This is a genomic window from Candidatus Pelagibacter sp. PS_10_02 (genome assembly GCF_059418005.1).
In genome coordinates, this window is sequence record NZ_CM182076.1 from 203,189 (window position 1) to 229,900 (window position 26,712).

At 29.8% G+C, this 26,712-nt stretch carries 24 protein-coding genes and 1 tRNA gene; 15 read left to right on the forward strand and 10 right to left on the reverse strand.

Annotated elements, in window-relative coordinates; translation table 11 throughout:
• Positions 1 to 47: 47 nt before the first annotated feature.
• Positions 48 to 1,028, reverse strand: a complete 981-nt coding sequence (locus AC5SL1_RS01115) for an RluA family pseudouridine synthase (protein WP_494586748.1) — start codon at positions 1,026 to 1,028, stop codon at positions 48 to 50.
• Positions 1,029 to 1,051: 23 nt separating this feature from the next.
• Between AC5SL1_RS01115 and AC5SL1_RS01120 the strand changes: the two genes are divergently transcribed.
• Positions 1,052 to 1,128 (forward strand) — tRNA-Arg (locus AC5SL1_RS01120).
• Between the two features lie 143 nt (positions 1,129 to 1,271).
• Here AC5SL1_RS01120 and AC5SL1_RS01125 read toward each other — a convergent pair.
• Complete coding sequence (locus AC5SL1_RS01125; protein WP_494599968.1) at positions 1,272 to 2,204, reverse strand: L-threonylcarbamoyladenylate synthase; 933 nt, start codon at positions 2,202 to 2,204, stop codon at positions 1,272 to 1,274.
• A gap of 254 nt (positions 2,205 to 2,458) precedes the next feature.
• Here AC5SL1_RS01125 and AC5SL1_RS01130 point away from each other — a divergent pair, with 254 nt between their 5' ends.
• Complete coding sequence (locus tag AC5SL1_RS01130) at positions 2,459 to 3,331, forward strand: polyprenyl synthetase family protein (RefSeq protein WP_494599970.1); 873 nt, start codon at positions 2,459 to 2,461, stop codon at positions 3,329 to 3,331.
• The gene (dxs, locus tag AC5SL1_RS01135) at positions 3,328 to 5,244 is read left to right on the forward strand and encodes a 1-deoxy-D-xylulose-5-phosphate synthase (RefSeq protein ID WP_494599972.1); all 1,917 of its coding nucleotides are present in this window, start codon (positions 3,328 to 3,330) and stop codon (positions 5,242 to 5,244) included. The genes AC5SL1_RS01130 and dxs overlap by 4 nt, the downstream gene beginning before the upstream one ends.
• A gap of 7 nt (positions 5,245 to 5,251) precedes the next feature.
• On the opposite strand, the gene aroC is transcribed toward dxs, so the two are convergent.
• On the reverse strand, positions 5,252 to 6,334 hold the full coding sequence (gene aroC / locus AC5SL1_RS01140; RefSeq protein WP_494599973.1) for a chorismate synthase: 1,083 nt from the start codon (positions 6,332 to 6,334) through the stop codon (positions 5,252 to 5,254).
• Positions 6,335 to 6,367: 33 nt separating this feature from the next.
• Between aroC and pdxH the strand changes: the two genes are divergently transcribed.
• The gene (gene pdxH, locus AC5SL1_RS01145) at positions 6,368 to 6,994 is read left to right on the forward strand and encodes a pyridoxamine 5'-phosphate oxidase (protein WP_494599974.1); all 627 of its coding nucleotides are present in this window, start codon (positions 6,368 to 6,370) and stop codon (positions 6,992 to 6,994) included.
• On the opposite strand, the gene AC5SL1_RS01150 is transcribed toward pdxH, so the two are convergent.
• Complete coding sequence (locus AC5SL1_RS01150) at positions 6,991 to 8,004, reverse strand: polyprenyl synthetase family protein (RefSeq protein WP_494599975.1); 1,014 nt, start codon at positions 8,002 to 8,004, stop codon at positions 6,991 to 6,993. The genes pdxH and AC5SL1_RS01150 overlap by 4 nt on opposite strands.
• A gap of 112 nt (positions 8,005 to 8,116) precedes the next feature.
• Between AC5SL1_RS01150 and AC5SL1_RS01155 the strand changes: the two genes are divergently transcribed.
• From AC5SL1_RS01155 to ppdK, 4 genes are read left to right on the forward strand one after another with little or no spacing between them, the layout of a single operon-like run.
• Positions 8,117 to 8,923, forward strand: coding sequence for a S49 family peptidase (locus AC5SL1_RS01155; RefSeq protein WP_494580202.1), 807 nt, complete (start codon positions 8,117 to 8,119; stop codon positions 8,921 to 8,923).
• The gene (locus tag AC5SL1_RS01160) at positions 8,913 to 9,797 is read left to right on the forward strand and encodes a glycine--tRNA ligase subunit alpha (protein ID WP_494573367.1); all 885 of its coding nucleotides are present in this window, start codon (positions 8,913 to 8,915) and stop codon (positions 9,795 to 9,797) included. Before AC5SL1_RS01155 ends, AC5SL1_RS01160 begins: the two co-directional genes overlap by 11 nt.
• Complete coding sequence (gene glyS, locus AC5SL1_RS01165; protein ID WP_494599976.1) at positions 9,797 to 11,863, forward strand: glycine--tRNA ligase subunit beta; 2,067 nt, start codon at positions 9,797 to 9,799, stop codon at positions 11,861 to 11,863. The genes AC5SL1_RS01160 and glyS overlap by 1 nt, the downstream gene beginning before the upstream one ends.
• Entirely contained in the window at positions 11,863 to 14,538 is a 2,676-nt protein-coding gene (ppdK, locus tag AC5SL1_RS01170) for a pyruvate, phosphate dikinase (protein ID WP_494599977.1), read from the forward strand. Before glyS ends, ppdK begins: the two co-directional genes overlap by 1 nt.
• Here ppdK and nadC read toward each other — a convergent pair.
• Genes nadC through ygfZ form a run of 3 tightly spaced genes read right to left on the reverse strand, consistent with a single transcriptional unit; the run spans position 14,522 to position 17,290 of the window.
• Positions 14,522 to 15,355: a carboxylating nicotinate-nucleotide diphosphorylase gene (gene nadC / locus AC5SL1_RS01175; protein WP_494599978.1), complete on the reverse strand. Its 834-nt coding sequence runs from the start codon at positions 15,353 to 15,355 to the stop codon at positions 14,522 to 14,524. The two genes, ppdK and nadC, sit on opposite strands and share 17 nt — an antisense overlap.
• A gap of 5 nt (positions 15,356 to 15,360) precedes the next feature.
• Positions 15,361 to 16,350: a quinolinate synthase NadA gene (gene nadA / locus AC5SL1_RS01180; protein ID WP_494599979.1), complete on the reverse strand. Its 990-nt coding sequence runs from the start codon at positions 16,348 to 16,350 to the stop codon at positions 15,361 to 15,363.
• 52 nt (positions 16,351 to 16,402) lie between these two features.
• Positions 16,403 to 17,290 carry a CAF17-like 4Fe-4S cluster assembly/insertion protein YgfZ gene (ygfZ, locus tag AC5SL1_RS01185; RefSeq protein ID WP_494599980.1) on the reverse strand — a complete coding sequence of 296 codons (888 nt, stop codon included), beginning with the start codon at positions 17,288 to 17,290 and terminating at the stop codon, positions 16,403 to 16,405.
• 43 nt (positions 17,291 to 17,333) lie between these two features.
• Here ygfZ and AC5SL1_RS01190 point away from each other — a divergent pair, with 43 nt between their 5' ends.
• On the forward strand, positions 17,334 to 18,641 hold the full coding sequence (locus AC5SL1_RS01190; RefSeq protein WP_494599981.1) for a dihydroorotase: 1,308 nt from the start codon (positions 17,334 to 17,336) through the stop codon (positions 18,639 to 18,641).
• Here AC5SL1_RS01190 and AC5SL1_RS01195 read toward each other — a convergent pair.
• Together AC5SL1_RS01195 and AC5SL1_RS01200 are read right to left on the reverse strand one after the other, a co-directional pair.
• Positions 18,634 to 18,966 carry a DMT family transporter gene (locus tag AC5SL1_RS01195; protein WP_494599982.1) on the reverse strand — a complete coding sequence of 111 codons (333 nt, stop codon included), beginning with the start codon at positions 18,964 to 18,966 and terminating at the stop codon, positions 18,634 to 18,636. The two genes, AC5SL1_RS01190 and AC5SL1_RS01195, sit on opposite strands and share 8 nt — an antisense overlap.
• Positions 18,963 to 20,861, reverse strand: coding sequence for a propionyl-CoA synthetase (locus tag AC5SL1_RS01200; protein WP_494599983.1), 1,899 nt, complete (start codon positions 20,859 to 20,861; stop codon positions 18,963 to 18,965). The genes AC5SL1_RS01195 and AC5SL1_RS01200 overlap by 4 nt, the downstream gene beginning before the upstream one ends.
• Positions 20,862 to 21,075: 214 nt before the next feature.
• On the opposite strand from AC5SL1_RS01200, the gene AC5SL1_RS01205 reads away from it, so the two are divergent.
• From AC5SL1_RS01205 to AC5SL1_RS01220, 4 genes are all read left to right on the forward strand, one after another.
• On the forward strand, positions 21,076 to 21,846 hold the full coding sequence (locus tag AC5SL1_RS01205) for a bacteriorhodopsin-like (RefSeq protein WP_494599984.1): 771 nt from the start codon (positions 21,076 to 21,078) through the stop codon (positions 21,844 to 21,846).
• An 85-nt stretch (positions 21,847 to 21,931) separates the two neighbouring features.
• Positions 21,932 to 22,252: a 2Fe-2S iron-sulfur cluster-binding protein gene (locus AC5SL1_RS01210; RefSeq protein WP_494599985.1), complete on the forward strand. Its 321-nt coding sequence runs from the start codon at positions 21,932 to 21,934 to the stop codon at positions 22,250 to 22,252.
• On the forward strand, positions 22,253 to 23,269 hold the full coding sequence (locus AC5SL1_RS01215) for an NAD(P)/FAD-dependent oxidoreductase (RefSeq protein ID WP_494599986.1): 1,017 nt from the start codon (positions 22,253 to 22,255) through the stop codon (positions 23,267 to 23,269).
• Positions 23,266 to 23,892, forward strand: coding sequence for a glutathione S-transferase family protein (locus tag AC5SL1_RS01220; RefSeq protein ID WP_494573379.1), 627 nt, complete (start codon positions 23,266 to 23,268; stop codon positions 23,890 to 23,892). The genes AC5SL1_RS01215 and AC5SL1_RS01220 overlap by 4 nt, the downstream gene beginning before the upstream one ends.
• Here the strand turns inward: AC5SL1_RS01220 and AC5SL1_RS01225 are convergent.
• A complete protein-coding gene (locus AC5SL1_RS01225; RefSeq protein ID WP_494599987.1) occupies positions 23,889 to 24,431 on the reverse strand; it encodes a TraR/DksA C4-type zinc finger protein in 543 nt (180 codons plus the stop codon). The two genes, AC5SL1_RS01220 and AC5SL1_RS01225, sit on opposite strands and share 4 nt — an antisense overlap.
• An 80-nt stretch (positions 24,432 to 24,511) precedes the next feature.
• On the opposite strand from AC5SL1_RS01225, the gene AC5SL1_RS01230 reads away from it, so the two are divergent.
• Positions 24,512 to 25,834, forward strand: a complete 1,323-nt coding sequence (locus AC5SL1_RS01230; RefSeq protein ID WP_494599988.1) for a glycosyltransferase family 39 protein — start codon at positions 24,512 to 24,514, stop codon at positions 25,832 to 25,834.
• Between the two features lie 2 nt (positions 25,835 to 25,836).
• Positions 25,837 to 26,709: a glycosyltransferase gene (locus AC5SL1_RS01235; protein WP_494599989.1), complete on the forward strand. Its 873-nt coding sequence runs from the start codon at positions 25,837 to 25,839 to the stop codon at positions 26,707 to 26,709.
• The last annotated feature ends 3 nt before the right edge of the window (positions 26,710 to 26,712 follow it).

Here is a 26,712-nt window from a genome sequence, read left to right on the forward strand (position 1 = left end):
CTCATGATTAGTATTTATTTAGTTGACCGTGATATTATTTCAAGACTTTATTTACTAGTATTTCTAAGCAATGTTAGAATATTTTCAAGTTCTTGTGGCAAAATTGAGGTAAAGACCATCTCCTCATTAGTTTTTGGGTGAATAAAACCTAACGTTTGAGCATGTAGAAATTGTCTGTTTAATTTACAAATTAAATTTTCTAAATTTGTGTCAATATTTTTAAGTTTTTTATATTTTTTTTTATATTTACCATCACCCATAATGCTATTACCCATGTGAGTCATGTGAACTCTTATTTGGTGCGTGCGTCCAGTTTCTAATCTACATTCGACAAAACTTAATGTAGGTGTTTTGTCATTTTCAAAAACTTCAATAGTTTTATAATTTGTAATTGCTCTTTTACCTTTAGAATTACTTACTTCCATCATTTGTCTATTTTTTGAACTTCGAGTGATAAACGTATCAATTTTTCCAGACGAAGGTCTAAGTTTTCCCCAGATTAAAAGTTGGTAAACTCTGGTAATTGAATGTTCGCTAAATTGATGCGATAAATTTTCATGTGTTTCATTGTTTTTTGCAATAACAATTAATCCAGAAGTGTCCTTATCTATTCTATGAACGATACCAGGGCGCAGTTCATCACCAATTGTAGATAAAGAGTCTTTATTATAATGCATTAGAGCATTTACAATTGTCTCATCATAATTACCTGCTCCTGGATGCATAATAATTCCAGCTGGTTTATTTATTACAAGAAGGTCACTATCTTCATAAATGATTTCTAATTTAAAATTATAAGGTTTTAATGAAGCTTCTTTTGGTTCAGGAATTTGAAGGGTTATTTTATCACCAATTAGTACTTTTTTGGATGGGCTATTAACAATCTTATTATTTAGCTTTAATTTTTCTTTCAGTATTAAATTTTTAATTCTTGTTCTGCTAATCAAATTTTCACGTTTATTAATAAATACATCAAGCCTGAGGTTGTTTTCATCTTCTTTAACTATTAAATTAATGTTTTTTTCCATAAAATATAATATTAATACTATACGCGCTTGTAGCTCAACTGGATAGAGCGCCTGACTTCGGATCAGGAGGTTCTGGGTTCGACTCCTAGCAGGCGCACCAATTATTGTTGTTATTTTACTACATCTATTTAGTCAAAGTAAACCAACAATCTCATTTGCTTAGCTTCAAAATTAATTTTATCAACCATCATCTTATTTTTATATAATTTTAAAAAATTGATTAGTTCAATTGGTTTTTTTTAATCAAAATTTAGAGGCTCGAATTAATCTGTCATTAATTGTTTTTCCAAGAGCCACATTAGGAATTTTTTCTACTGCAATTGATTTATAACCTTTGTTTTTTATTTTTCTTAAACAGGAATAAAGGTTTTTAGTAGCTTCATTCAAATCTCCTTTTTTACTCAGATAAAAATAATTAGATAAATGATTTTTTCTTTTTTTTATTAAAATATATGCCTCATCAATTTTAGTTTTTTTAATATTCATTTTTAGTGGAATACCAGGTGAATAGTGAATTTTAGATTGGCCAGGAGAAATTTTTTTTTTAGGATTAATATTTATTTTAATTTTCTTAGACAAAACTTTTTCTATTTTAGAAATTTCAAGACCACCTAATCTAAGTATTTTTGGTTTATCTCTTAAATCAACTATTGTTGATTCTATACCTATTTTACATTGACCTCCATCTAAAATATATTTAACTTTATTTCCAAAATCCTCTACAATATCTGAACTCTGCACAGCACTTACTTTTGTTGAAATATTTGCACTAGGAGCAGCTAATGGGTAATCAAGCTCTTTTAATAATTTTCTAAAGATTTTATGTTTAGGAAATCTTACTGCTAAATTAGATTTTTTGTTAGTGACTATTTTAGAAATTTTGGAATTTTTTTTTAAATCTAAGACATATGTAATCGGCCCAGGAGAGAATTTTTTATACAATTTGATAAAACTATCATTTAACAAACAATCTTTTTTTAAGTCTTTGATATTGTGATAGTGAACAATTAAGGGGTTAGATTTTGGTCTTTTTTTCAATTTATATATCTTTTTAACTGCATTATTAGAGTAGGCGTTGGCCGCTAATCCATAGACAGTTTCTGTAGGGACACCTATGCAATAATGATTATCAAGATAATTTTTCGCTTTTTTGATTTTTGATTGATAAGATTTCATATATTAATAATTATTATTATATGAAAGATAAAAATTTACCACTTGATAATACCCCTGGTTCTTTAGAAGAATTAACAATTGAAGCAAATAAAATTATTGAATATCTAGAAAAAAAAAAGATCTAGAAAATTCTATAGATGATTATCAAAAGTTGTTAAGATTAAATAATATTATTGAAAAAAAATTTCATAAGGACAATAAAAAAATTAATGAAGAAACAAAAAATAGAATTAATAAAATATTAACAAAAAAAAATGAGAAATAAGCTTAAAGAAATAGCAAAAGATACAAATATATTTCTACAAAAATTTATTACCAAACAAAAAAAAACTGAATTAATTCCTGCAATGAAATATGGCTTATTTCCTGGCGGAAAAAAGATTAGGTCAAAAATCTTATTAGATATTGGTTCTATATTTAAGATTAAATATCAGACATTAATTGCTATTGGTGCAGCAGTAGAATGTATACATGCATACTCATTAATTCATGATGATTTACCCTGCATGGATAATGACGCTTTAAGAAGAGGTAAACCCTCAACACACATTAAATTTGGTGAGGCTACAGCAGTTCTTGCAGGCAATTCACTTTTAACAATGGCTTTTGAAATTTTAAGTAGCTCTTATTTAAAAATAAGTGAAAGTAGTAAATTGTCTTTAATTAAAAGATTATCTGAATGTTCTGGTCATTTAGGAATAGCAGGAGGACAATATTTAGATTTAAATTTTGAAAAAAAAAAAGTTTCAAAAAATAAGATTATAAATATGGAAGTAAAAAAGACTGGAAAATTATTTAGTTTCTGCTGTTCTGTTGCTCCAATAATAAAAAATAGATCAGCAAAAGAAATAAATTTTTTTGATAAAATTGGTTCTAATGTTGGTCTCTTATTTCAGATAGCAGACGATGTAATAGATTATCAAGGATCTTCCAAAGTTGCTGGAAAAAAAACAGGTAAAGATAAAAAAAAAGGTAAGGCAACCTTAATCAGTTTACTTGGATACAAAAATGCTATTAAATATAGTGAAAATATTAAATTTAAGATAATTAGTGATTTAGATAAACATAATTTTAAATCAAATAATTTAAATGAGACACTGAATTATATTTTAAAAAGAAATAAATGACTGAAGATTATAAATATTTAAAAGAAATTAATTTTCCAGCAGATTTAAGGAAACTTTCTGAGAGTCAACTTCAAGATTTATCTAATGAATTAAGAGCAGAGATGATAAACGCAGTTTCTCAAACTGGTGGACATTTGGGTGCTGGACTAGGTGTTGTAGAACTAACTGTAGCCTTACATTATGTATTTGATACACCAAATGATAAATTAATATGGGATGTAGGTCACCAAACATACCCTCATAAAATTTTAACTGGTAGAAAGTCAAAGATTAAAACTTTAAGACAAGGAAATGGTTTATCGGGTTTTACTAAAAGATCAGAGAGTGAATACGATCCATTTGGAGCAGCTCACAGCTCAACATCTATTTCATCAGCACTAGGAATAGCTGAGGCAAACAAGCTATCTAACAAGTCAAATAATGTAATTGCAGTTATTGGTGATGGTGCAATTAGTGCAGGAATGGCTTATGAGGCAATGAATAATGCTGGGGCCTCAAAAACTAAAATGATAGTAGTCTTAAATGATAATGACATGTCGATCGCTAAACCTGTAGGAGCAATGAGAACTTATTTAGCAAAATTATTTTCTGGTAAAATATATTTTAGCTTAAGAGAGACTTTTAAATTAATTACTTCAGCCTTTTCTAAAAGATTTAGTGCAAATGCAGGTAAAGCTGAGGATTTTTTACGTTCAGCTGTTACAGGAGGAACACTATTTAATTCACTGGGATTTTACTATGTTGGACCAATCGATGGACACGATCTGGATACACTTGTTCCAATTTTAAAAAATGCAAGAGACTCTAAGCATCAAGGACCAATTATGATTCATGTTAAAACGCAAAAAGGAAAAGGATATTCATTTGCTGAAAAAGCAAGTGATCATTATCATGGTGTTTCTAAATTTAATGTAGTTACAGGTGAACAAGTAAAAAGTGGTGTAAATCTTCCAGCTTATACAAAGGTGTTTGCAAATACTCTAGTCAAACATGCTGAAAAGGATAGCAAGATAGTTGGTATTACAGCAGCAATGCCAGGAGGCACAGGTATGGATATTTTTGCAAAACAATTTCCAAAGAGAATGTTTGACGTTGGAATAGCAGAACAACATGCGGTTACCTTTGCTGCTGGTTTATCAACAGAAAATTATAAACCCTATGTTGCAATTTATTCAACTTTTTTACAAAGAGCGTACGATCAAGTTGTTCATGATGTAGCAATACAAAGTTTGCCAGTAAGATTTGCTATAGATAGAGCTGGTTTAGTGGGAGCAGATGGATCTACACATGCAGGTTCTTTTGATATTACTTATTTATCAACCTTACCAAATTTTATAGTAATGGCTCCTAGTAATGAGTCTGAATTTATAAAAATGATCAATACTTCAGTACACATTAATGACAAGCCATGTGCAATTAGATACCCCAGAGGAACTGGAGTTGGTTTGGAACTTCCAACTATAGATGAAACTATAGAAATAGGTAAGGGAAGAGTTATTCAAAATGGAAAACAAGTTTGTATTTTAAGTTTAGGAACTAGGTTGGAGGAGTGTAAAATTGCAGCAGAGAAGCTTAAAATTAAAGGCATTAACCCCACAATCATTGATGCAAGATTTGCAAAACCTTTAGATCAAGAACTTATTTTAAAATGTGCTAGAGAACATGATTTGATGATAACTATAGAAGAAGGTTCAATTGGTGGTTTTGGTTCTCATGTTAAAAATTTATTAGCAGAGAAAGGAATATTTGATAAAGGTTTGAAATTTAGATCAATGACATTACCAGATATTTTTATAGAACAAGATGATCCAAAAAAAATGTATGATGTTGCTGGTTTAAATGCTTCACAAATTTCAAAAAAGATACACGATGTTCTTTTTGATAAAGAGTCAATTAAAGTAGTTAAAAATTAAAATAGATCTATCCACACTGAGCTTTATTCATCAGGTAATGATCTAATAAAACACAATTCATCATAGCTTCCCCAACAGGAACCGCTCGAATTCCAACGCATGGATCATGTCTACCTCTAACAGAAATAGTTGTATTTTTTCCAAATTTATCAATCGTTTTTCTAGTTGATAAAATAGAAGAAGTTGGTTTTACAGCAAAAGATGCAATAATTTCTTGACCAGTTGAAATTCCACCTAATATGCCTCCTGCATTATTTGAATTAAATTTTAATTTTTTTCCTTTTTGAGAAATTTCATCAGAATTTTGTTCTCCACTTAATTGAGCTGAATTCATACCTGAGCCAATATTAACTCCTTTGACAGCATTAATACTCATCATAGCAGAAGCAATATCCATATCTAATTTAGAATATATGGGAGCACCTAATCCAACAGGAACTCCTCTTGCTCTTATCTCAATAATTGCCCCACAAGAAGAACCTGATTTTCTTATATTCAATAAATATTTTTCCCACAATTTTATTATATTCTTATCAGGACAAAAGAAAGGGTTTCGATTGATAATTTTATCTGACCATTTAGCTGTATCACATCCAAGTATACCTAGCTGCGTAACAGCACCAATAACTTTGAATTTCTTACCCAATTTATTTTCCAAAACTTTTTTCGCAATTGCTCCAGCTGCAACTCTAGCCGCTGTTTCTCTAGCTGATGATCTTCCACCTCCACGGTAATCTCTTATTCCATATTTTTTAAAGTATGTAAAATCTGCATGGCCAGGTCTAAATTTATCTTTAATATTTCCGTAATCTTTTGATCTCATATCTTTATTATAAATAATTAAAGATATTGGAGTCCCTGTTGTTTTTCCTTCAAATACACCTGATAAAATTTGAACTTTATCATCTTCTTTTCTTTGAGTGGTAAATTTTGATTGTCCAGGTTTTCTTCTATCCAATTCTTTTTGTATATCTTGTTCTTTTAAACTAATATTTGGTGGACATCCATCAACTACACACCCTAGAGCAGGACCGTGAGATTCTCCCCATGTTGTGAAACGAAATTGCTTTCCAAAAGTATTAAATGACATTATCTATATTATATAGATTATTTTGTTAAAATTATGAATCAAAAAAACTCACTAGGACTTAATAGTTGCTTTTTAGATATTAAAGACCCAATAAAGCTATTTGAAGTTTGGATGAATGAGGCAAAAAGGTCAGAGTCTAACGATCCCAATGCCCTTGCATTGGCCACATCTGATCTCAATAATTTTCCTTCAGTAAGAATGGTTTTATTAAAAGATTTTAATAAGCAAGGATTTGTTTTTTATACTAACTTAGAAAGTCAAAAAGGTAATGAATTAAAAAAAAACCCTAAAGCAGCAATGTGTTTTCATTGGAAAAGTCTTTTGAGACAAGTAAGAGTAAATGGTATAGTTAAAAAAGTTACAGATGAGACAGCTGACCAATATTATAATTCTAGAAGCTATGAAAGTAGGATAGGTGCATGGGCCTCCAAACAAAGCTCTGTATTAGATAGTAGAGATGATTTAATAAAATCGATAGAAGATTATAAAAAAAAATATAAAGATAAAAATAATGTTCCACGACCAAATTATTGGTCAGGCTGGATTTTAGAACCTTCAAGTATTGAATTTTGGTTAGATGGAAGTAGCAGAATCCATGAGAGGCTTAAATTTACTAAAGATGATAATGATGAGTGGAATAGAACGCTATTAAGCCCTTAAAAACTTCTTTCAAGACTAAACGAAGTAAGATCTTCTAAAATTTTTTTCTCTTCATTATTTTTAAAAATACTTAATGAGTTAGATGCAAGGTTTATAAAATGTTCTGCTTTTTTATAGCATTCTTTAATAATCTTATATTTATTAATTAGATCTAGTGTAAAACTTAAATCTTCTTTAGATCTAATTTCTTGTTTAAAAATATTTTGTAACTTATCTTTTTCTAAAGAATTAACTTTTTGAAATAATAAAATCACTGGAAGGGTAATTTTACCTTCAAAAAAATCTTTACCAATTTTTTTACCAAAATTTTTAAGATTAGAATTATAATCTAAAGTGTCATCTGCAATTTGAAAAGTTAATCCTAAATTTTTTCCATAAAACTCCAAAGCTTCTTTTTCTTTAGTTTCACTATTTGATAAAATTGCACCAACTTTAGTGGCCGCTGAAAAAAGTTCTGCAGTCTTAGCTGTAATTATTTTAAGATAAGTTTCCTCAAGCATGTCTGTTTCTCCTTTATACTGAAGTTGTAAAACTTCTCCCTGAGCTATTTTAGACGATGTTGAAGATAAAAGTTTTAAAACTTCTAAATTACCATCCTCTACCATCATTTCAAAACATCTGCTAAGAAGGTAATCTCCAATTAATACAGAAGAGTGATTTCCCCAAATTGAGTTAAGAGTTTTTTTTCCTCGTCTTATATTTCCAAGATCAATTACATCATCATGCATAAGAGTAGCACCATGTATCATCTCAACACAAGCTGCCAAATTAATATCTCTGCTACCTTTTGTGTAGCCACACAATTTAGCGGATCCAAGAGTTAACAAGGCTCTTAGTCTTTTTCCTCCAGTTAATATATGGTAATCAGTCATTTTTTGAACTAAATCTACATCACTTATGAGTTTTGATTTAATTTTTTCTTCAACAAGAACTAATTTTTCATCAACAGAATCTTTCAGTTGAAAGTAAGAATTATTTATTTGATTTCTTAGTTGAACTACAGTGCCCATAATTATTAAGTTAGTATAATTCAGTTATATTTATTACTTATCAATTGACGCACCTTAATCTTCAACTATAAGTAGGCTTTATATTAAATCAAAAATTCTGTAAGGATTAACAATGTTCTCTTTTTTTAAAAAGAAAAAAATAGTAGCCCATATTAGATTAAATGGAGTTATTGGAAATGCTGGTAAATTTAAGCAGGGTATTGATTTTGCAGGTCAAGAAGAGATAATAAAAAAAGCATTTTCTCTAAAAAAAGCTAAAGCTGTAGCAATTACCATAAATTCCCCTGGAGGATCACCAGTTCAATCTCATTTAATATATAAATTCATAAGAGCTCAAGCAAAAAAGAATAATATTAAAGTAATAGTTTTTGCTGAAGATGTTGCTGCATCAGGAGGCTATCTAATAGCATGTGCGGGGGATGAAATATACGCAAACTCAAGCTCAATCATTGGCTCCATAGGAGTTATATATTCTTCATTTGGTTTCACCGAACTTATAAAAAAAATTGGTGTTGAAAGAAGAGTGCATACTGCTGGGAAAAATAAAAGTTCGCTGGATCCTTTCCAAGATGAAAAAAAAGAGGATATAGATAGACTTAAAAGTATTCAACTAGACTTGCATAAAGATTTCATAGATGTTGTTGAAGAAAGCAGAGGATCTAAATTAAAAAAAGATGGTATTGAACTTTTTTCGGGTGAGTTCTGGGCTGGCAGTAAAGCAAAAGAACTAGGTTTAATTGATGAATTAGGTGATGCTAGTCAAATTTTGAAAGAAAAATTTGGAGAGGATGTTGTTATCAAAAAATTTGAAAAACCAAAAGGATGGTTTAGCAAAAAATTTTCTTCTTCTGTAAATCAAGTTGACCAGTTGGCAACTATTTTGGAGGAAAGATCTATCTGGCAAAGATATGGCTTCTAAAGAAAAAATCAAAAATAAAAAAACAAAATCATTTCAAGATATAATTCTGAATCTTCAAAAGTATTGGAGCAAGCAAGGTTGTTTAATCCTTCAGCCATATGATATAGAAGTTGGAGCTGGTACTTTTCATCCTGCAACGACATTAAGATCATTAGGACCAAAACCTTGGAAGGCTGCCTATGTGCAACCATCAAGAAGACCTACAGATGGTAGGTATGGAAATAATCCAAATAGATTGCAGCATTATTATCAATTTCAAGTTTTGATTAAACCATCACCAGATAATATTAAAAAACTTTACTTAAATAGCCTGTCAGTAATTGGCATTAATCATAAAGAACATGATATTAGATTTGTGGAAGATGACTGGGAAAGTCCAACGTTAGGAGCAGCAGGATTAGGATGGGAAGTTTGGTGTGATGGTATGGAAATTACACAATTCACTTATTTTCAACAAATGGGCGGCATAGAATGTAAACCTGTATCAGTGGAAATCACATATGGCTTAGAAAGAATATGTATGTTTACTCAGCAAAAAAAAAATGTTTATGATCTTTTGTGGAATGATGAAGGTATTAAATATGGAGAAGTATTTTTGCAAGCTGAAAAAGAATTCTCAGCATATAATTTTGAACATGCCAATACAGATAATCTATTTAAAATGTTTGATATGCATGAATTTGAAGCAAAGGCATTAGTAGAAAAAAAAATTTCATTACCTGCATACGATCAATGCCTAAAAGCTAGTCATGTATTTAATATTTTAGATGCACGAGGAGCCATAAGTGTTGCTCAAAGAGCAGGATATATTGGACGTATTAGAGATATTACCAAGGCAGTTGCAGAAATGTGGTTGAGTAGCCAAATAGATTAATGTCTGAATTTTTTTTAGAATTATTTAGTGAAGAAATACCCGCAGGATTACAACAAAATGCTCGTAAAACACTATTAGAGAGTTTTCACAAACTTTTTTCAGAAAAGAAAATTGTATTTAAAAAAAGTACATCTTTTTCAACACCAAATCGCCTTGTAATTTTATTTGAGGGATTATCTAAAGAAGTAATACAAAAAGAAGAAGAAATAAGAGGACCAATTATAAGTGCACCAGAAAAAGCATTAGAGGGCTTTATAAGATCAAATAAAATAGAAAAAAAAGACTTATTTAAAAAAAAAATAGAAAAAGGTGAATTTTATTTTTATATAAAATCTTCTAAAAAGACTAACACAATTAATTTATTACAAGAGCAAACACCAATAATACTTGAAAATCTTCAATGGAAGAAATCAATGAAATGGGGGAATTATAGTTTAAATTGGGCGAGACCTTTAAAATCAATATTGGGTATTTTCGATGGTAAAAATTTAAACTTTAAATTCCATCATTTAAGCTCTTCCAATACAACCTTTGTAGATAAAGAATTTGAAGATAAGAAAAAAAATTTTAAAAATTTCAAAAATTATGAAAAGTTTTTTAGCCATTCAGGAATTATTATTAATCAATCTTTAAGAAAAGAATTTATTATAAAGCAATTTGAAAAAATATCTCAAAAAAAAAATTTTACTATTGCGGCTAATAAGAAACTTTTAGATGAGGTTACCGATTTAGTTGAACAACCAAATATTATAGTTTGTAAATTTGATGAAAAATTTTTAGATATACCTAAAGAAATCTTGATAATTACAATGCAATATCATCAAAAATATTTTCCAACCTTCGATAAAAACGGAAAGATCACAAATGAATTTTTAGTTGTTGCAAATAACAAGGATACGTTGGGTTTTATAAAATCGGGTAATGAGAGAGTTGTTGATGCAAGATTAAGTGATGCTCAATTTTTTTGGGAAAAGAATAAATCCCAAAATCTTGTTAAACAAGTTTCCAAATTGAAAAACATGAATTACTTTAAAGGATTGGGCTCTTATTTTGATAAAATCCAAAGAATGAGAAAACTAGGAGGAATGATTTCAGACCAATTATTAATTAGCAAAGATCAAGTGGAGTTATCAGCATCAATCTGTAAGGTAGATTTAATCTCAGATTTAGTTGGTGAGTTTCCAGAGCTTCAAGGAATAATGGGTGGTTATTTTTCTGAAGTACAAGGCTTTGATAAGGAAATATCTCTCGCTGTTCGTGAACATTATTTGCCATCCGGTCTTGATAGCAAAACACCCAAAAAGCCATTTAGTATAGCTTTAGCTCTTACTGATAAAATTGATACCCTAGTTGGATTTTTTGGTATTAATCAAAAACCTACAAGCTCAAAAGATCCATATGCACTAAGGAGATCTGCTTTGGGTGTCGTAAAGCTTTTAATTGATAACAATAAAGATTTTAAAATTAAAGATTTAATCAGTTACTCAACATCCCTGCATAGAGACCAAGGTTTTGAGTTAACTAATGAGTCGCATCAAAAAGAATTAACAGAATTTTTGATGGATAGGCTTAAATATTATATGAAAGAAAAACAAATTAGAGGAGATATTATTGAAGCGAGCGTTAGTTCTCACAATTTAGATAATATGAATAAAATATATAATAAGGCATCAACATTAAATAGCGTTATTTCTAAAGAAATTGGAGAGGATATTGTCATAAATTATAAAAGAGCATCAAGTATATTAAGTAGTGAGTTAAAAGATAAATACATTGAATTATCAAATACAACTGACCCTGGTATTTTTAAAAATGATTATGAAAAAAACCTATTTAAAAAGATAAATGAATTAAGGAAATATTTTAGCAGCATTAACAAAGATGAAAATTATAAGGAAACACTAATAGTTTTAGCGAGTGCAAAAAAAGTAATTTCAGATTTTTTTGATAACGTAAAAGTCAATGATGAGGATAAAAATATTAAAAAAAACAGATTGGAACTTTTACAAATGTTATGTAGAACATTTAACAATTATATTAATTTTTCTAACATAGAGACTAAATAGTGAATAAACTGATATTAAATTTTAAATCTAAAGAGTCTAAAAAGATAAAGAGTCCTAAAAATTTTTTAGGTGGTAAGGGAGCTAATCTTTCAGAAATGGGAAGAATGGGGCTACCTGTCCCACCAGGCTTTACAATCTCAACTAAAGTTTGTGAATTATTTTATAAAGATAAAAAAAAATTAAATTCCAAAATAATTAATAGTATCAAAAAAGAATTAAGAATTATTGAAAAAGAAGTAGGAAAAAAATTTGGTGATTTAAAAAATCCATTATTATTGTCTGTTAGATCTGGTGCTAGAGTATCAATGCCAGGTATGATGGATACAATTTTGAATTTAGGCTTAAATGACAAAACTGCAATAGCTCTAGCCAATAAAACTTCAAATACAAGATTTGCAAAAGATAGTTATAGAAGATTTATCCAAATGTATGGAAATGTTGTAATGGGGGTGGAGAGCTATCATTTTGAAGAGTTAATTGAAAATTATAAATTAACAAAAGGTGTGCTTTTAGATACAGATTTAGATGCTAGTGATTGGGAAGGGTTAATTAATGATTTTAAAAAAGTTGTTAAAGATCAAACAAAAAAAGAATTTCCACAAAATGTATTTGAGCAATTGCTTGGAGCAATAAATGCAGTTTTTTTATCTTGGGAGAGTAATAGAGCAAAGGTTTATAGAAAATTAAATCAAATACCAGCAGAGTGGGGTACAGCTGTTAATGTACAATCCATGGTTTTTGGTAATATGGGTAATGATTGTGCAACAGGAGTTGTCTTTACTAGAAACCCATCTGATGGCTCTAATGAAGTTTACGGAGAATACTTAATTAATGCACAGGGTGAAGATGTGGTAGCTGGAACAAGAACACCACAATATATCACAAAAAAAGCTCGTAAGGATGCTAAAGCTAAAGAAGCATCTATGGAAGAGTCTATGCCAAAAGTATTTAAGCAACTAGATAAAATATTAAAGGTTTTAGAAAAACACTACAAAGACATGCAAGATGTAGAGTTTACAGTGGAGAATAATAAACTTTGGATGTTACAGACAAGATCTGGAAAAAGAACTTCAAAATCTTCAGTTAAAATTGCCGTAGATATGGTTAAAGAAGGATTGCTGTCAAAAAAAGAGGCTGTAATGAGAATAGATCCTGCTTTACTTGATACCTTATTACATCCTACACTTGATGAAAAAAGTTTAGTTAATGTAATAGCAAATGGATTGCCTGCATCTCCAGGTGCAGCAAGTGGAAAAGTTGTTTTTTCATCAGAAGAGGCTGAAAGATTAAATGATATGATGCAAGATACAATCTTAGTGAGAGTTGAAACTTCTCCAGAAGATATTCATGGAATGCATGCTGCAAAAGGAATTTTAACTGCTAGAGGAGGAATGACTAGTCATGCGGCAGTTGTGGCAAGAGGTATGGGAAGACCATGCGTTTCTGGTTCAAGTGAAATTGACATCAACTATGAAGCAAAAACTTTTAAAACATCTTCAATTGAAGTTAAAGAAGGACAGATAATTACAATTGATGGTTCAACTGGTAGAATTATTCTTGGAGAAGTTCCAACAGTTAAACCAGAAATTTCTGGGGATTTTTCAAAATTAATGAGTTGGGCAGATAGTTTCAGAAAGTTGAAGGTTAGAACTAATTCAGAAACTCCACTTGATACAAAAACTGCAAGAGACTTTGGTGCCGAAGGTATTGGTCTTTGTAGAACAGAGCATATGTTCTTTGATGAAGAAAGAATTTTATCAGTAAGAGAAATGATCCTGTCAAAAACAGTTGATGATAGAAATAAAGCTTTATCAAAACTATTACCACATCAGAGAAATGATTTTATTGAAATATTTAAAATTATGAGTGATTTGCCAGTAACAGTTAGATTGCTAGATCCTCCTTTACATGAGTTTCTTCCTAGAACAGAAAAAGAAATAAATGATGTAGCAAATGTAGTAGGCTTACCATTGAAGGAAATAGAGTCTAGAATTAATGAGTTACATGAACAGAATCCAATGTTAGGACATAGAGGCTGTAGATTGGGAATTTCCTTTCCAGAAATTTATGAAATGCAATGTAAGGCAATTTTTGAAGCTTTATCTGATTTAAAGATTAAGAAGATCAAATCAGCATTTCCTGAAATAATGATTCCTCTTGTATCGACTGAAGCTGAAATTAAAATAATGAAAGATCTAGTAATAAGAGTTGCACAAGAAGTTCAAAAAGATAAAAAAGTTAAAATTGATTATTTGGTAGGAACTATGATTGAGCTCCCTAGAGCAGCTATAAAAGCTAATGACATAGCAAAACATGCGGAGTTTTTTAGCTTTGGCACTAATGATTTAACTCAGACAACTTTTGGTTTGAGTAGAGACGATAGTGGAAAATTTTTAAATGATTACCTTGATAATAAGATTTTTTCAATAGACCCTTTTGTTTCCATAGATGATGGCGTAGGTGATCTTGTCGAAATTGCAGTAAAAAAAGGCAGAGAAACAAATAAAAAAATTAAACTTGGAATTTGTGGAGAACATGGGGGAGATCCAAAAAGTATTCATTTTTGCTCAAAAGTAGGTTTGGATTATGTTTCATGCTCACCTTATAGGGTACCAGTTGCAAGATTGGCCGCTGCTCAAGCAGAAATATCAAAAAAAATTAAATCTCTAATTTAAAGTCAACAGCTGAAACGCTATGAGTGATACTACCAATAGAAACTCTATCTACACCTGTTGCTGCAATTTTTTTTATGGATTTTAAATTGACGTTTCCTGATGCTTCAGTTTCATAGTATTTTTTTGCGATTTTAACACCAGTTTTTAGTGTTTTTAAATTCATATTATCAAATAAGACCGTATCAAACTTTAGACCTATTATTTTTTTAAGTTGATTAAGATTATCAACTTCAACCGTAATTTTTCTTCCTTTTTTATTCTTTATAGCCAGTAAAACTAAAGTTTTAATATCAGAACTTGCTATATGATTATCTTTAATTAAAAACTCATCACTTAAATTGAATCTGTGGTTTGTTCCACCACCTAACTTTACAGCGTATTTTTGTATTATTCTTAAAGTTGGAATTGTTTTTCTGGTACAACAAATTTTACAGTTCTTATTAACTAATTTAACAAATTGATTGGTTTTAGTTGCTATACCAGAGATATGACTCAAAAAATTTAATGCAACTCTCTCACCAATTAAAATATTTTCAGCCTTACCTTGTATTGTTGCAATAACGTCATTTTTTTTTACAATTGAACCTTCTTTTTTCCTAATAGTAAATTTTATTTTATTATCTATTAGCTTAAATGTGTGTTTTGCAAATTCTAATCCTGCAATTATTGCTGGTTGATTGGAAATTAGTTTAACTTTAATAGATTTATCATTTTTGATTAAATTTGATGTAATGTCTCCATCTGGATAAAGGTCTTCATTTAAGGCAAGCTTGACTTTATTTTTTATATAATAGGTACTTAGTTTAAATTTAGACACTTTTGTTATCTACCAATAGCAGTCATTCTTTCAACAGGTATGCGAGCTTTATTGATAGTTTCTTTGTCCATAATTATTTCACCTGTTTCATTTTCTAAACAAGCTAAAATCTTTGGAAGTGTAATTCTTTTCATATGAGGACATAAATTGCATGGTTTAATAAACTCAACTTTAGGATTCTCTACTTGAATATTATCACTCATAGAACACTCAGTAACCATCATTACTTTTTTAGGCTGATTATCCTCAACATATTTTATCATTCCAGAAGTTGATCCTGCAAAATCACTAGCCCTAATAACATCTGGAGGACATTCTGGATGGGCAATTATTTTTATTCCAGGATTATTATTTCTTATCTCGTTTATCTCTTTTTCATTAAACTGATCATGCACAACGCAAATACCTTTCCAAGCAATTATTTCAACATCAGTCTGAGATGAAACATACTTAGCTAGGTAGTCATCTGGCAAAAATATAACTTTTTTGACACCTAAAGAATTTACAATCTTAACTGCATTAGCTGATGTACAGCATATATCAGTTTCAGCTTTAACATCTGCTGATGTATTAACATAAGATACAACAGGAACGCCCGGATACTTTTCTTTTAGTAATCTTACATCTTTACCTGTAATAGAGGATGACAAAGAGCATCCAGCTAGCATGTCTGGTAATAAAACTTTTTTTTTGGGACTCATTAATTTTGCTGTCTCTGCCATAAAGTGTACTCCAGCCATTACAATTATATCAGCTGAAGTTTTCGAGGCTTCAACTGCTAGCGCCAAAGAGTCAGCTGCAAAGTCTGCAACACCGTGATAGATTTCAGGTGTCTGATAGTTATGAGCTAGAATTACTGCGTTTTTTTCTTTTTTTAATTGATTAATTCTATGAACATATGGAGCATGAACCGACCATTCAATTTCAGGTAAAACCTTTGATATTTTTTGATAAATGGGCTCTGTTGCTTTTCTTACTTCTTCTGTAAATTCCATATTAAAACCTATCAATTTGATACTTAATTGTCATTCTTTTATTCTGACGCACTTAGTTAAGCCAACTTGGAATCCTAATTTTAAATTTTGCATTTTTAGTTTGTAGCTCATTTTTTTGATTAAAATTATCATCTAAGTATTTTATTAAAGCAAAAGGGTATTTATTGCGCAACAAGACTTTTCCTATTTCATAATTTTTATTATAAATTACATCATCTTTGTTTAATTCTCCTTCAATCAAATCAATAGGTAAAAGTCTTTTTGAAAGTTTATTTTTTAATTTTATCCTTGCAGTATTTTCTTGCCCTACATAACAACCTTTTTTAAAATCTATTCCATTTAACTCCTCAAAATTACACTCAATACCAAATAATTTATTTTGTAAATCATTCATATCTTTTTGTGGAATTCCCAAATTATGACTTAGTTTATAATATTCATCTGCTGGAGAATCTTTTAGTTCTAATTTTTTTAACGAAAGATAAAGCTTCTCTAAATTGATAATAAGTCTTGCTCCTAAATTTTTATTTCTAGGATCTAATAATATGGAGTCTTCTCTATATTTAATTGTATTTCCAGGAACCTCTTTTGCTCCTTCCAAATTTAAAAACTTTTCTTTTTCAAAAATCGCAATTACAAATTCATTACTTAAATTCATAATTTCAACTTTAGATCTTAATTTATAAATATTAAGTTGTTTTAAAAGACTGTCAGCTTGAGAATTTTCACAATCTAAAAAATATCCTGATTTATGTTTGGTGATGATGAATGCAAAAAGAAATTTTCCTTGAGGTGTTAATAATGAAGCAAAACAGCTATTGGTTTCATTAACTTTATTTATATCATTGGTTATAATGTTTTGTAAAAAATCTTTTGCATCAGAGCCATTAATGTAAAGAATTCCTCGATCTTCTAAAATGTATACTTTATCTTTATTCATAATTGATTGATTGCTGATTATAATATAAGTACTTTTTCCATAAATGTTAGATTTAATAATTAAAAATGGTAAGTGCTATATAGATAAAGATCTAAAAGATCAGGATATAGCCATTAAAGAAGGAAAAATTATTGAAATTGGAAAAATAAACAAAGAGGCGAAAGAGATTTTGGATGCTAAAGATTTATTAGTTTTACCAGGTTGCATGGATACTCAAACTCATTTTAGAGAACCGGGCTCAACTGATACTGAAGATTTACATTCTGGAAGTAGAGCAGCAATCGTAGGGGGTATAACTAGTGTTTTTGAAATGCCCAATACAAATCCACCAACCGCTAATAAGAAAGAATTTCAGAGAAAATTAGATCTTGCAAAAAATAGAATGTATTGCAACTACGGTTTTTATTTTGGTGCAACTCCTGATAATGCTAATGAATTAGCTGATTTAAAAGATCTAGAAGGCTGTTGTGGAATAAAACTTTTTGCAGGATCTTCTACAGGAAATTTATTAGTTCAACATGAAAAAGATATAGAAATAGTTTTTAAAAATAGTTCAAAAGTAGTTGCTGTTCATTCAGAAGATGAAGAGATTTTAAACATGAATAAAAAATTGATTAAAGATGGAGACGTTCATTCTCATTCTATATGGAGAAGTGCTGAGTGTGCAATATCCTCGACAAGAAGAATTGTTAAGATTGCTGAAAGATATAAAAAAAAAGCGCACATTCTTCATGTAACGACAAAAGAAGAAATTGATTTTTTATCTCAACATAAAGGAAATATTACATTTGAGATTACACCGCAGCATTTAACTATTTATGCTCCTGATTGCTATAATAAATTAGGCACCTACGCCCAAATGAATCCTCCAATCAGAGATAAATCTCACTACGATAGATTATGGTATGGAGTAAAAAATAATCTTAATGATACTATTGGTTCTGATCATGCTCCTCATTTAAAGGTAAATAAAGATAAAACTTATCCTAACTCTCCATCAGGAATGCCAGGTGTTCAAACCTTAATGCCAGTAATGTTAAATCATATAAATGATGGAAAACTAACACTTGAGCAATTAATGAACTTTGTGTGTGAAAATCCAGTTAAAATTTTTGGAATTGAAAACAAAGGTTTTATTAAAGAAGGTTTTGATGCTGATTTCACAGTTGTAGATATGAATAAAAAAATTTTGATTAAAAATGAAAATATTGAAAGTAAGTGTGGCTGGTCCCCATTTGATGGTACTGAGTTTAAGGGATTCCCCGTTTCAACAATTATTGCTGGAAAAATTAAAATGAAAGATGGAAAAATTCTTGGTAAACCAGAGGGAAAACCAATAAGTTTTAAATAACTTTTGTAGAAAAGCTATTAACCAAAACAACTCCACACACAATTAAAAATAATCCGACTACAGCCTGCCATGAAAGAGCCTGTTTAAAAAAAATATATGCCAATATAGCAATTGTAAATATTCCAAGACCACTCCATGTTGCATACACAATAGCAATTGGAATTTTATCAACAACAAATGTTAAAAGATAAAATGAGGATAGATATAGAATTGCAAGAGAAGTAGTTGGAATAAGTTTGGTAAAATTTTGTGAAAGAGGCAATAGCATTGTTCCTCCAACCTCACAAAAAATTGCAATAATTAAAAAAAAATAGGTTTTTATCATTTTTTGCCAATTTTATTTTTAATCAGCTCTTCTTTGATTTCAGTTAAAATTGCAGGATCATCAATAGTAGCTGGTATTTTATAATCTTCTCCATCTGCAATTTTTCTTATTGTTCCTCTTAATATTTTTCCAGATCTTGTTTTTGGTAATCTTTTAACAACAATTACATTTTTAAATGCAGCAACAGGGCCAATTTTACTTCTAACCATCTGAATGCATTCTTTTGAAATTGTTTCATTGGTTTTTTCAACACCAGTTTTTAGAACTACTAACCCAATGGGTAACTGCCCTTTTAATTTATCTATAATCCCAAGCACTGCGCACTCAGCAACAGATTGATGCTCAGATAAAACCTCTTCTATAGACCCAGTTGACAATCTATGACCAGCTACATTAATTACATCATCGGTTCGAGACATAATCCAAATATATCCATCCTCATCAATATGACCCGCATCATAAGTTTCATAGTAGCCATCATAGTTAGTCATATAGTTATCTTTATATCTCTTATCTGCATTCCATAATGTTGGAAAAGTACCAGGGGGCAAAGGTAATTTTACAACTATATCACCCATCTGATTTGTTGCTGCTATTGTTTGGTCAGGTTTAATAATCCTAACATCATAACCTGGAACAGCTTTACCTGCTGAACCATATTTCGTTTTCATCATTTCTATTCCAGTACAATTTGCACTAATTGCCCAACTTGTTTCAGTCTGCCACCAATGATCTATTACAGGAACTTTTAATAAATTTTCAGCCCACTTAATTGTGTCAGGATCTGCTCGTTCTCCAGCTAAAAACAAAGACTTAAATTTACTTAAATCATACTTGGAAAAAAACTTTCCTTCAGGGTCCTCTTTTTTAATAGCTCTAAAAGCAGTTGGCGCTGTAAAAAGAGATTTAACATTATAATCAGAAATTATTTTCCAAAAAGTTCCAGCATCAGGAGTACCTACAGGTTTGCCTTCAAATAGCACTGTTGTACATCCTTTGAATAATGGAGCATATACAATATAAGAGTGCCCAACAATCCAACCTATATCACTTGCTGACCACCAAACATCGTCTACATCAATATTATAAATATTTTTCATGGTCCATTTTAAAGCTACTATATGGCCGCCAATATCTCTGACTATTCCTTTTGGTACACCGGTAGTTCCTGAAGTATACAAAATATAAGCAAGATCATTTGAATTCATCTCTACACAATCTACATCTTCAGCATTAGATAAGGCCTCTGCCCATGTTATTTCTTGCGGCGCGTTTATTTTTGCTTCATGACCAGATCTTTGAAAAAGAATTAATCGTTCTATTTTGTGAGAAGCCATTTTTATAGCTTCCTCTACTAAAGGTTTATACTCAACCGTTCTTCCTGGTTCAAAACCACATGAAGCTGTTACCAATATCTTTGCTTTACTATCATCAATTCTACTAGCCAGTTCATTTGAGGCAAATCCTCCAAATACAACTGAATGAATTGCACCAATTCTTCCACAAGCTAACATAGCAACAATTGCCTCTGGGATCATGGGCATATAAATGATAACCCGGTCACCTTTATTGACCCCTTGTTTTTTAAGCGCTCCTGCAAATTTTGAAACTCTTTTTTTTAATTCACTATAGGTAAATTGATCTTTATTTCCTGTGATGGGACTGTCATAAATTAATGCTATCTTTTCACCTCTGCCCTCATCGATATGAAGGTCTAAAGCATTATAGCAAGTATTTGTTACCCCATCCTCAAACCATTTATAAAAAGGAGGATTTGATTTATTTAGAATCTTTGTAGGTTTTTTAAACCAAAATATATCCTTTGAGACTTCTTGCCAAAATTCTTCAGGTTTTTTAATAGAATTTTCATATATTTGGTGAAATTTATTATTCATTGTTTTTGATTCTATTTGTTATTATTTTTGGGTTTTTAAATTAAAAATTGTATTTAAATTTAAAAAGTCAGTAAAATCAATACAAAATAGACGAATTTAAAACTTCTAAAAACCTGCTTATTTTGATAGTTAATCCTCATTATAGATACAAACTAATATTTGTGTCTAGTTTATATAAACTAAAAGTTAAAAACTAACAAAGAGGGAGTTTTTTATGAAAAAACTAAAATTGTTTGCTCTTACAGCTGTAGCCCTAATGGGTGTTACAGGTGTAGCAAACGCAGAAACTGCACTGTTAGCTTCTGATGACTTTGTCGGAATTTCATTCTGGCTTGTGTCAATGGCGTTATTAGCGTCAACGGCATTCTTTTTTATTGAAAGAGCATCAGTTCCAGCTGGCTGGAGAGTTTCAATAACTGTTGCAGGACTAGTAACTGGTATTGCGTTCATACATTACATGTACATGAGAGATGTGTGGATCATGACTGGTGAGTCACCAACAGTATACAGATATATTGACTGGTTAATTACAGTTCCATTATTGATGTTAGAATTCTATTTTGTTCTTGCAGCAGTAAATAAAGCAAACTCTGGAATATTTTGGAGATTGATGATTGGTACTTTAGTAATGTTAATCGGTGGATACTTAGGAGAAGCAGGATACATTAATGCTACACTTGGTTTTGTAATCGGTATGGCTGGATGGTTCTACATTCTTTATGAAGTATTTTCAGGTGAAGCAGGTAAAAATGCAGCGAAGAGTGGAAACAAAGCTCTTGTTACTGCATTTGGTGCTATGAGAATGATCGTTACAGTTGGTTGGGCTATTTACCCATTAGGTTATGTATTTGGTTACCTAACAGGTGGTGTAGATGCAAACTCGCTAAACGTGATTTACAATGCAGCTGACTTTTTGAACAAGATCGCTTTTGGTCTAATCATTTGGGCAGCAGCAATGCAACAACCTGGTAGAGCTAAGAAGTAGTTTTACTCGTCAAATAATTAAAAAAAAGGGCAGGTATGTTTTTGCATACTTGCCCTTTTTTCTTATGTAATTATATTTAGAATATATGCCTAAAATTACTTATTTAGAAAACAATGGTAACAGCAAAACTATAGATGTGTCCAATGGGCTAACTGTAATGGAAGGCGCTGTACAGAATGATATTCAAGGTATTGATGCAGATTGTGGAGGTGGTATGGCTTGTGCTACTTGTCACGTTTATGTAAATGAAGAGTGGTTTGACAAACTCCCTAAAAAAGAAGATGGTGAAGAAGATATGTTGGATATGGCATTTGAGCCAAAAAAAAATAGCAGATTAAGCTGCCAGTTAATAGTTTCAGATGAATTAGATGGCTTAATAGTAAGCATTCCATCAAAGCAAGGTTAAATGATTAAAACAGATACATTGATAATTGGTGCTGGACCAGTTGGTTTGTTTTGTGTTCATCAACTGGGAATAATTGGATTAACTTGTGAAGTTGTAGATAATTTAGATAAAATTGGTGGACAATGTATTGAGCTCTATCCGGATAAACCTATATATGACATCCCAGCTATTCCAGAATGTACTGGGGAAGAATTAACTAATAATTTACTTGAGCAAATAAAAACATTTAAAACAAATTTTCATTTAAATGAAAGAGTAGAAGAAATTAAGCAAGATGAAAAAAAATGGTTAATAAAAACAAATAAAGGAACTCAATTTGAAACTTCAAGCATAATTATTGCAGCTGGAGTAGGTTCATTTGAACCAAGAAAATTTTCAACAAAAGAAATAGAAAAATACGAAGGTAAAAAAATATTATATTCAGTAAAAGATAAAAAAATTTTTAAAGATAAAACTGTTACTATTTTTGGTGGAGGAGATTCAGCATTAGATTGGGCAATTGAATTATCAAATACCTCAAAGGTAATATTAGTTCACCGAAGAGATGATTTTAGAGGAATGCAAGCAAGTATTGATAAAGTTAATCAATTGAAAGAAGAAGGTAAAATAGAGATTTATACTAAGTACCAACTAGACTCAGTTGAAGGTGATAATAAGATTGAAAGTATTAACATTAAACATGATGATGAAAGTATAAAAGAAATTAAAACAGATTATGTTTTGGGTTTATTTGGATTGATTATGAAATTAGGACCTATTGCTGAGTGGGGATTAAATTTAGATAAAAAAACTATTCCTGTTAACACAGAAAATTTTGAAACTAATAAAAAAGGCATTTTTGCAATTGGAGATATCTGTTCCTATCCTGGAAAACTAAAACTAATTCTTTCAGGTTTTCATGAAGGGGCATTAGCTGCTAGAGGCTGTTTTAAGTATGCAAAACCGGATGAAAAATACAGATTTGAATTTACGACTTCTTCCAAAATAGTAAAAAGTAGACTGGGTATTAAAGAGTGATAGAGCTTTTTACTGCCGACACTCCAAACGGGAAAAAAATCACAATAATGTTAGAAGAGTTAGGCTGTGATTTTAAAGTTACTAAAATTGATTTATCTAAAGGTGAGCAATTAAAAAAAGATTTCATAAAAATAAGTCCTTTTGGAAAAATTCCAGTAATCATTGATCATGAAAATGGACAATCTTTATTTGAGTCTGGGGCAATTCTTATTTATTTGGGTGAAAAATATAACAAGTTTTATGATTTAAAAGATCGCTATATTATTAATCAATGGTTGATGGCGCAGATGGGAATTATTGGACCAATGATTGGTCAACATCATCAGTTTCATCATTATAATCCTGGAAAAAGTGAATTTGGAGAAGAAAGATATTTTAAAATCGCTAAAAGAATTTATGGTGAGCTAGATGAAAGATTATCTTCATCAAAATACTTAGCTGGAAATGAATATACCATTGCTGATATTGCAACTTGGCCCTGGATAGCAAGACATGAATGGCATGATATTGGACTTAATAATTATAAAAGCCTGACAAGATGGTATTTAGATATTTCAAAAAGAGAGGCTGTTATAAAAGGATATGATTTATTAAAAAATGGCTCAATAATACCAAAGCCTTAATCGTCAGCGTATACTTTTTCTTCTTTTTCGTGTTTTTCTTGAGCAGCTATACATAAGTCAGCAACAGGTCTTGCCATTAATCTCTTTAATCCTATTGGCTCAGCTGTTTCTTCACAAAATCCATATGTTCTATTTTTTATTCTCAATAGAGCTTGATCAATTTTAGAAATTAATTTTATTTGACGGTTGATCGCTTTCATTTCAACAGCTTTATCTGTGTATGAGCTTGCTTGGTCCACAATATCTGCCGAAATACTATTGTCATCCATTGATCCATGATAAAGGGCTTCATTATTTGCTTTGACTAACTCTTTTTTCCATTCAGTTAATTTTATTTTAAAAAAAACTAAGTGCTTTTCACACATATATTTTTCAGTTTCTTTTGGGAGATAATTTTTTGAAATTTTAACTGGTGCTTTAGTTTTTTTTTCTTCAACAATAACTTTTTTAACTTCTTTAGCAGGTTTTGTTTTTATAGAAGTAGATTTTTTAGATTTAGCAACTTTTTTTTTAGCAGTTTTTTTTGAAGTTTTGGGCATATGTATAAATTTAGTGGCCGGAGTATATTCAGCAATTAATAGGTGTCAAGCAAGCTTAATTCATATAAAATCTATATAAAATGTTACTTAATAAAAATAATATTAATAAGTTCTTTTATGTCTTTCTCACAGCACATTTATTTTTATGGACATTAATTCCTTCGTTAACAAATAACAATCTACCTCTTGATACAATTGAAGCCTTAGCATGGGGCAGTAATTTAGAATGGGGTTTTAACAAACATCCTCCAATGAGTGCTTTTTTTCCAGAGGTTTTTTTTCAAATTTTTGGATCTCAAGATTGGATATATTATTTGCTTAGTCAAATATTTGTAGTTATTTCTTTTTATTATGTATTTAAATTTTCTAAAGAATTTTTTAATAGTGATTTATTAGGTATAATTTCAGTTTTACTTATTGAAGCAATTTATTTTTATAATTTTACCACTCCTGAATTTAACGTAAATGTTTGCCAGCTCCCATTTTGGTCTTTAACAGTTTATTTTTCATGGAAAATTTACACTAGTAAAGAAATAAAATTTACCGATTGTTTTTTAGTTGGATTATTTGCAGCATTTGGTTTTTTATCTAAATATTTATTTGTTTATCTTTTAGTCTCAATTGATCTTTTATTTATATATTTAATATTTATTAAGAAGGATAGAAAATTTGATTTTAAGTACCTTATAACTCTAGAGGTATTTTTGATTGTTTTAGTTCCCCATCTAATTTGGCTAAACAACAATGATTTTATTACTATAACTTATGGACTTGCAAGAGCTGGATTGGAACAATCTAGTTTGATTAATCATATAAATTTTCCATTAATTTTTTTAATAAAACAAATTGGATTACTAATCCCATTTTTAATTTTAGTTTGGTTGTTAGTAAAAAAAATAAAATTTAGAATAGATTTTAAAGATAAAAAATTATTTTTTTTGTTAGTGATTAACATTTTACCCATCATGTTAATGTTTTTAACCTCAGCTATTACAGGTTCTAAGATTAGAACAATGTGGATGACACCGTTTTATTTATTTTTTGGAACTTTATTTGTCTATTTATTTCAAGCTCAAATCAATATTAAAAAGTTAAAACCATTTATGATTGGCTTTATCTTTTTATTTTTTTTGTCACCAGTGCTTTACGCTTATGTCTCAATATCAAAAGAAGACAAAAGAACTGATTACCCAGGGAAGGAAATTGCTATTAAAACTCAATATGCTTGGGATCAACAGTTCAATTCTAAGATAAATGTAGTTTATGGAAATGAGTGGAATGCAGGTAATTTATCATATCATCTAAAATCAAGACCGGTATGGGAGGGTTTTGTTGAAAAAGAAAAGCTTGATCAATTGAAAGATTATATGTGCTTTGATAATGTTTGTGTTGGATCAAAATAGCTATGAAAAAATATGTAATTTTAATTCCAATTTATAACGATCGAGAGAGCTTAACCAAGCTAATTGAAAATATAAATTCTGAAATAGAAGGTATCAATTCTGAGATTTCAATTGTTGTTATTAACGATGCATCTTCTCAACAAATAATTGATGATTATCGAAATACTGAAAATATTAATTCAATTGAAATTATAAACATGAAAGAAAACAGAGGTCATGCAAGATGCATTGCCTCAGGATTAAAGTATATTTATGAAAAAAAAGAATTTGACTATGTAATACCGATGGATGGAGATGGTGAAGATCGACCAGAAGAGATTAAAAATTTTATAGAGCTTGCTGAACAAACAGATGGTAAACCTATAATAGGTGAAAGAGTTAAAAGATCTGAAAGTTCATTTTTTAAATCTTGTTATCAGTTTCATAAATTCTTAACATTATCATTTACAGGTCAATCTATTAAATTTGGAAATTTTACATGTCTCTCTAAGACTACAATTGAAAAAATGCTTAAAGAAAAAGCAACCTGGAATAGTTTTTCTGGTTCATTAAAAAAAATAGAAAAAGATTTATTAACTATTCCTTCTATTAGAGGGACTAGATATTTTGGACCATCTAAAATGAGTTTTTTTAATTTATTAAAACACTCACTTTCAATTATTAGTGTATTTAGAAAAACAGTTTTAATTCGTTCAGCTTTATTTATCGTTTTTTATATTCTTTTAATTAAAAGCAATGCATCAATTATTACTTCATTACCTTTAGTTCTATTATTAATAATGATTTATTCAATTTCCAATTTAGCTCTAAGAGAAAACATGGAAGAATTTAATAATTCTTTAAAAAATATTCATAAAATTGATAAGATAAAGTGAATA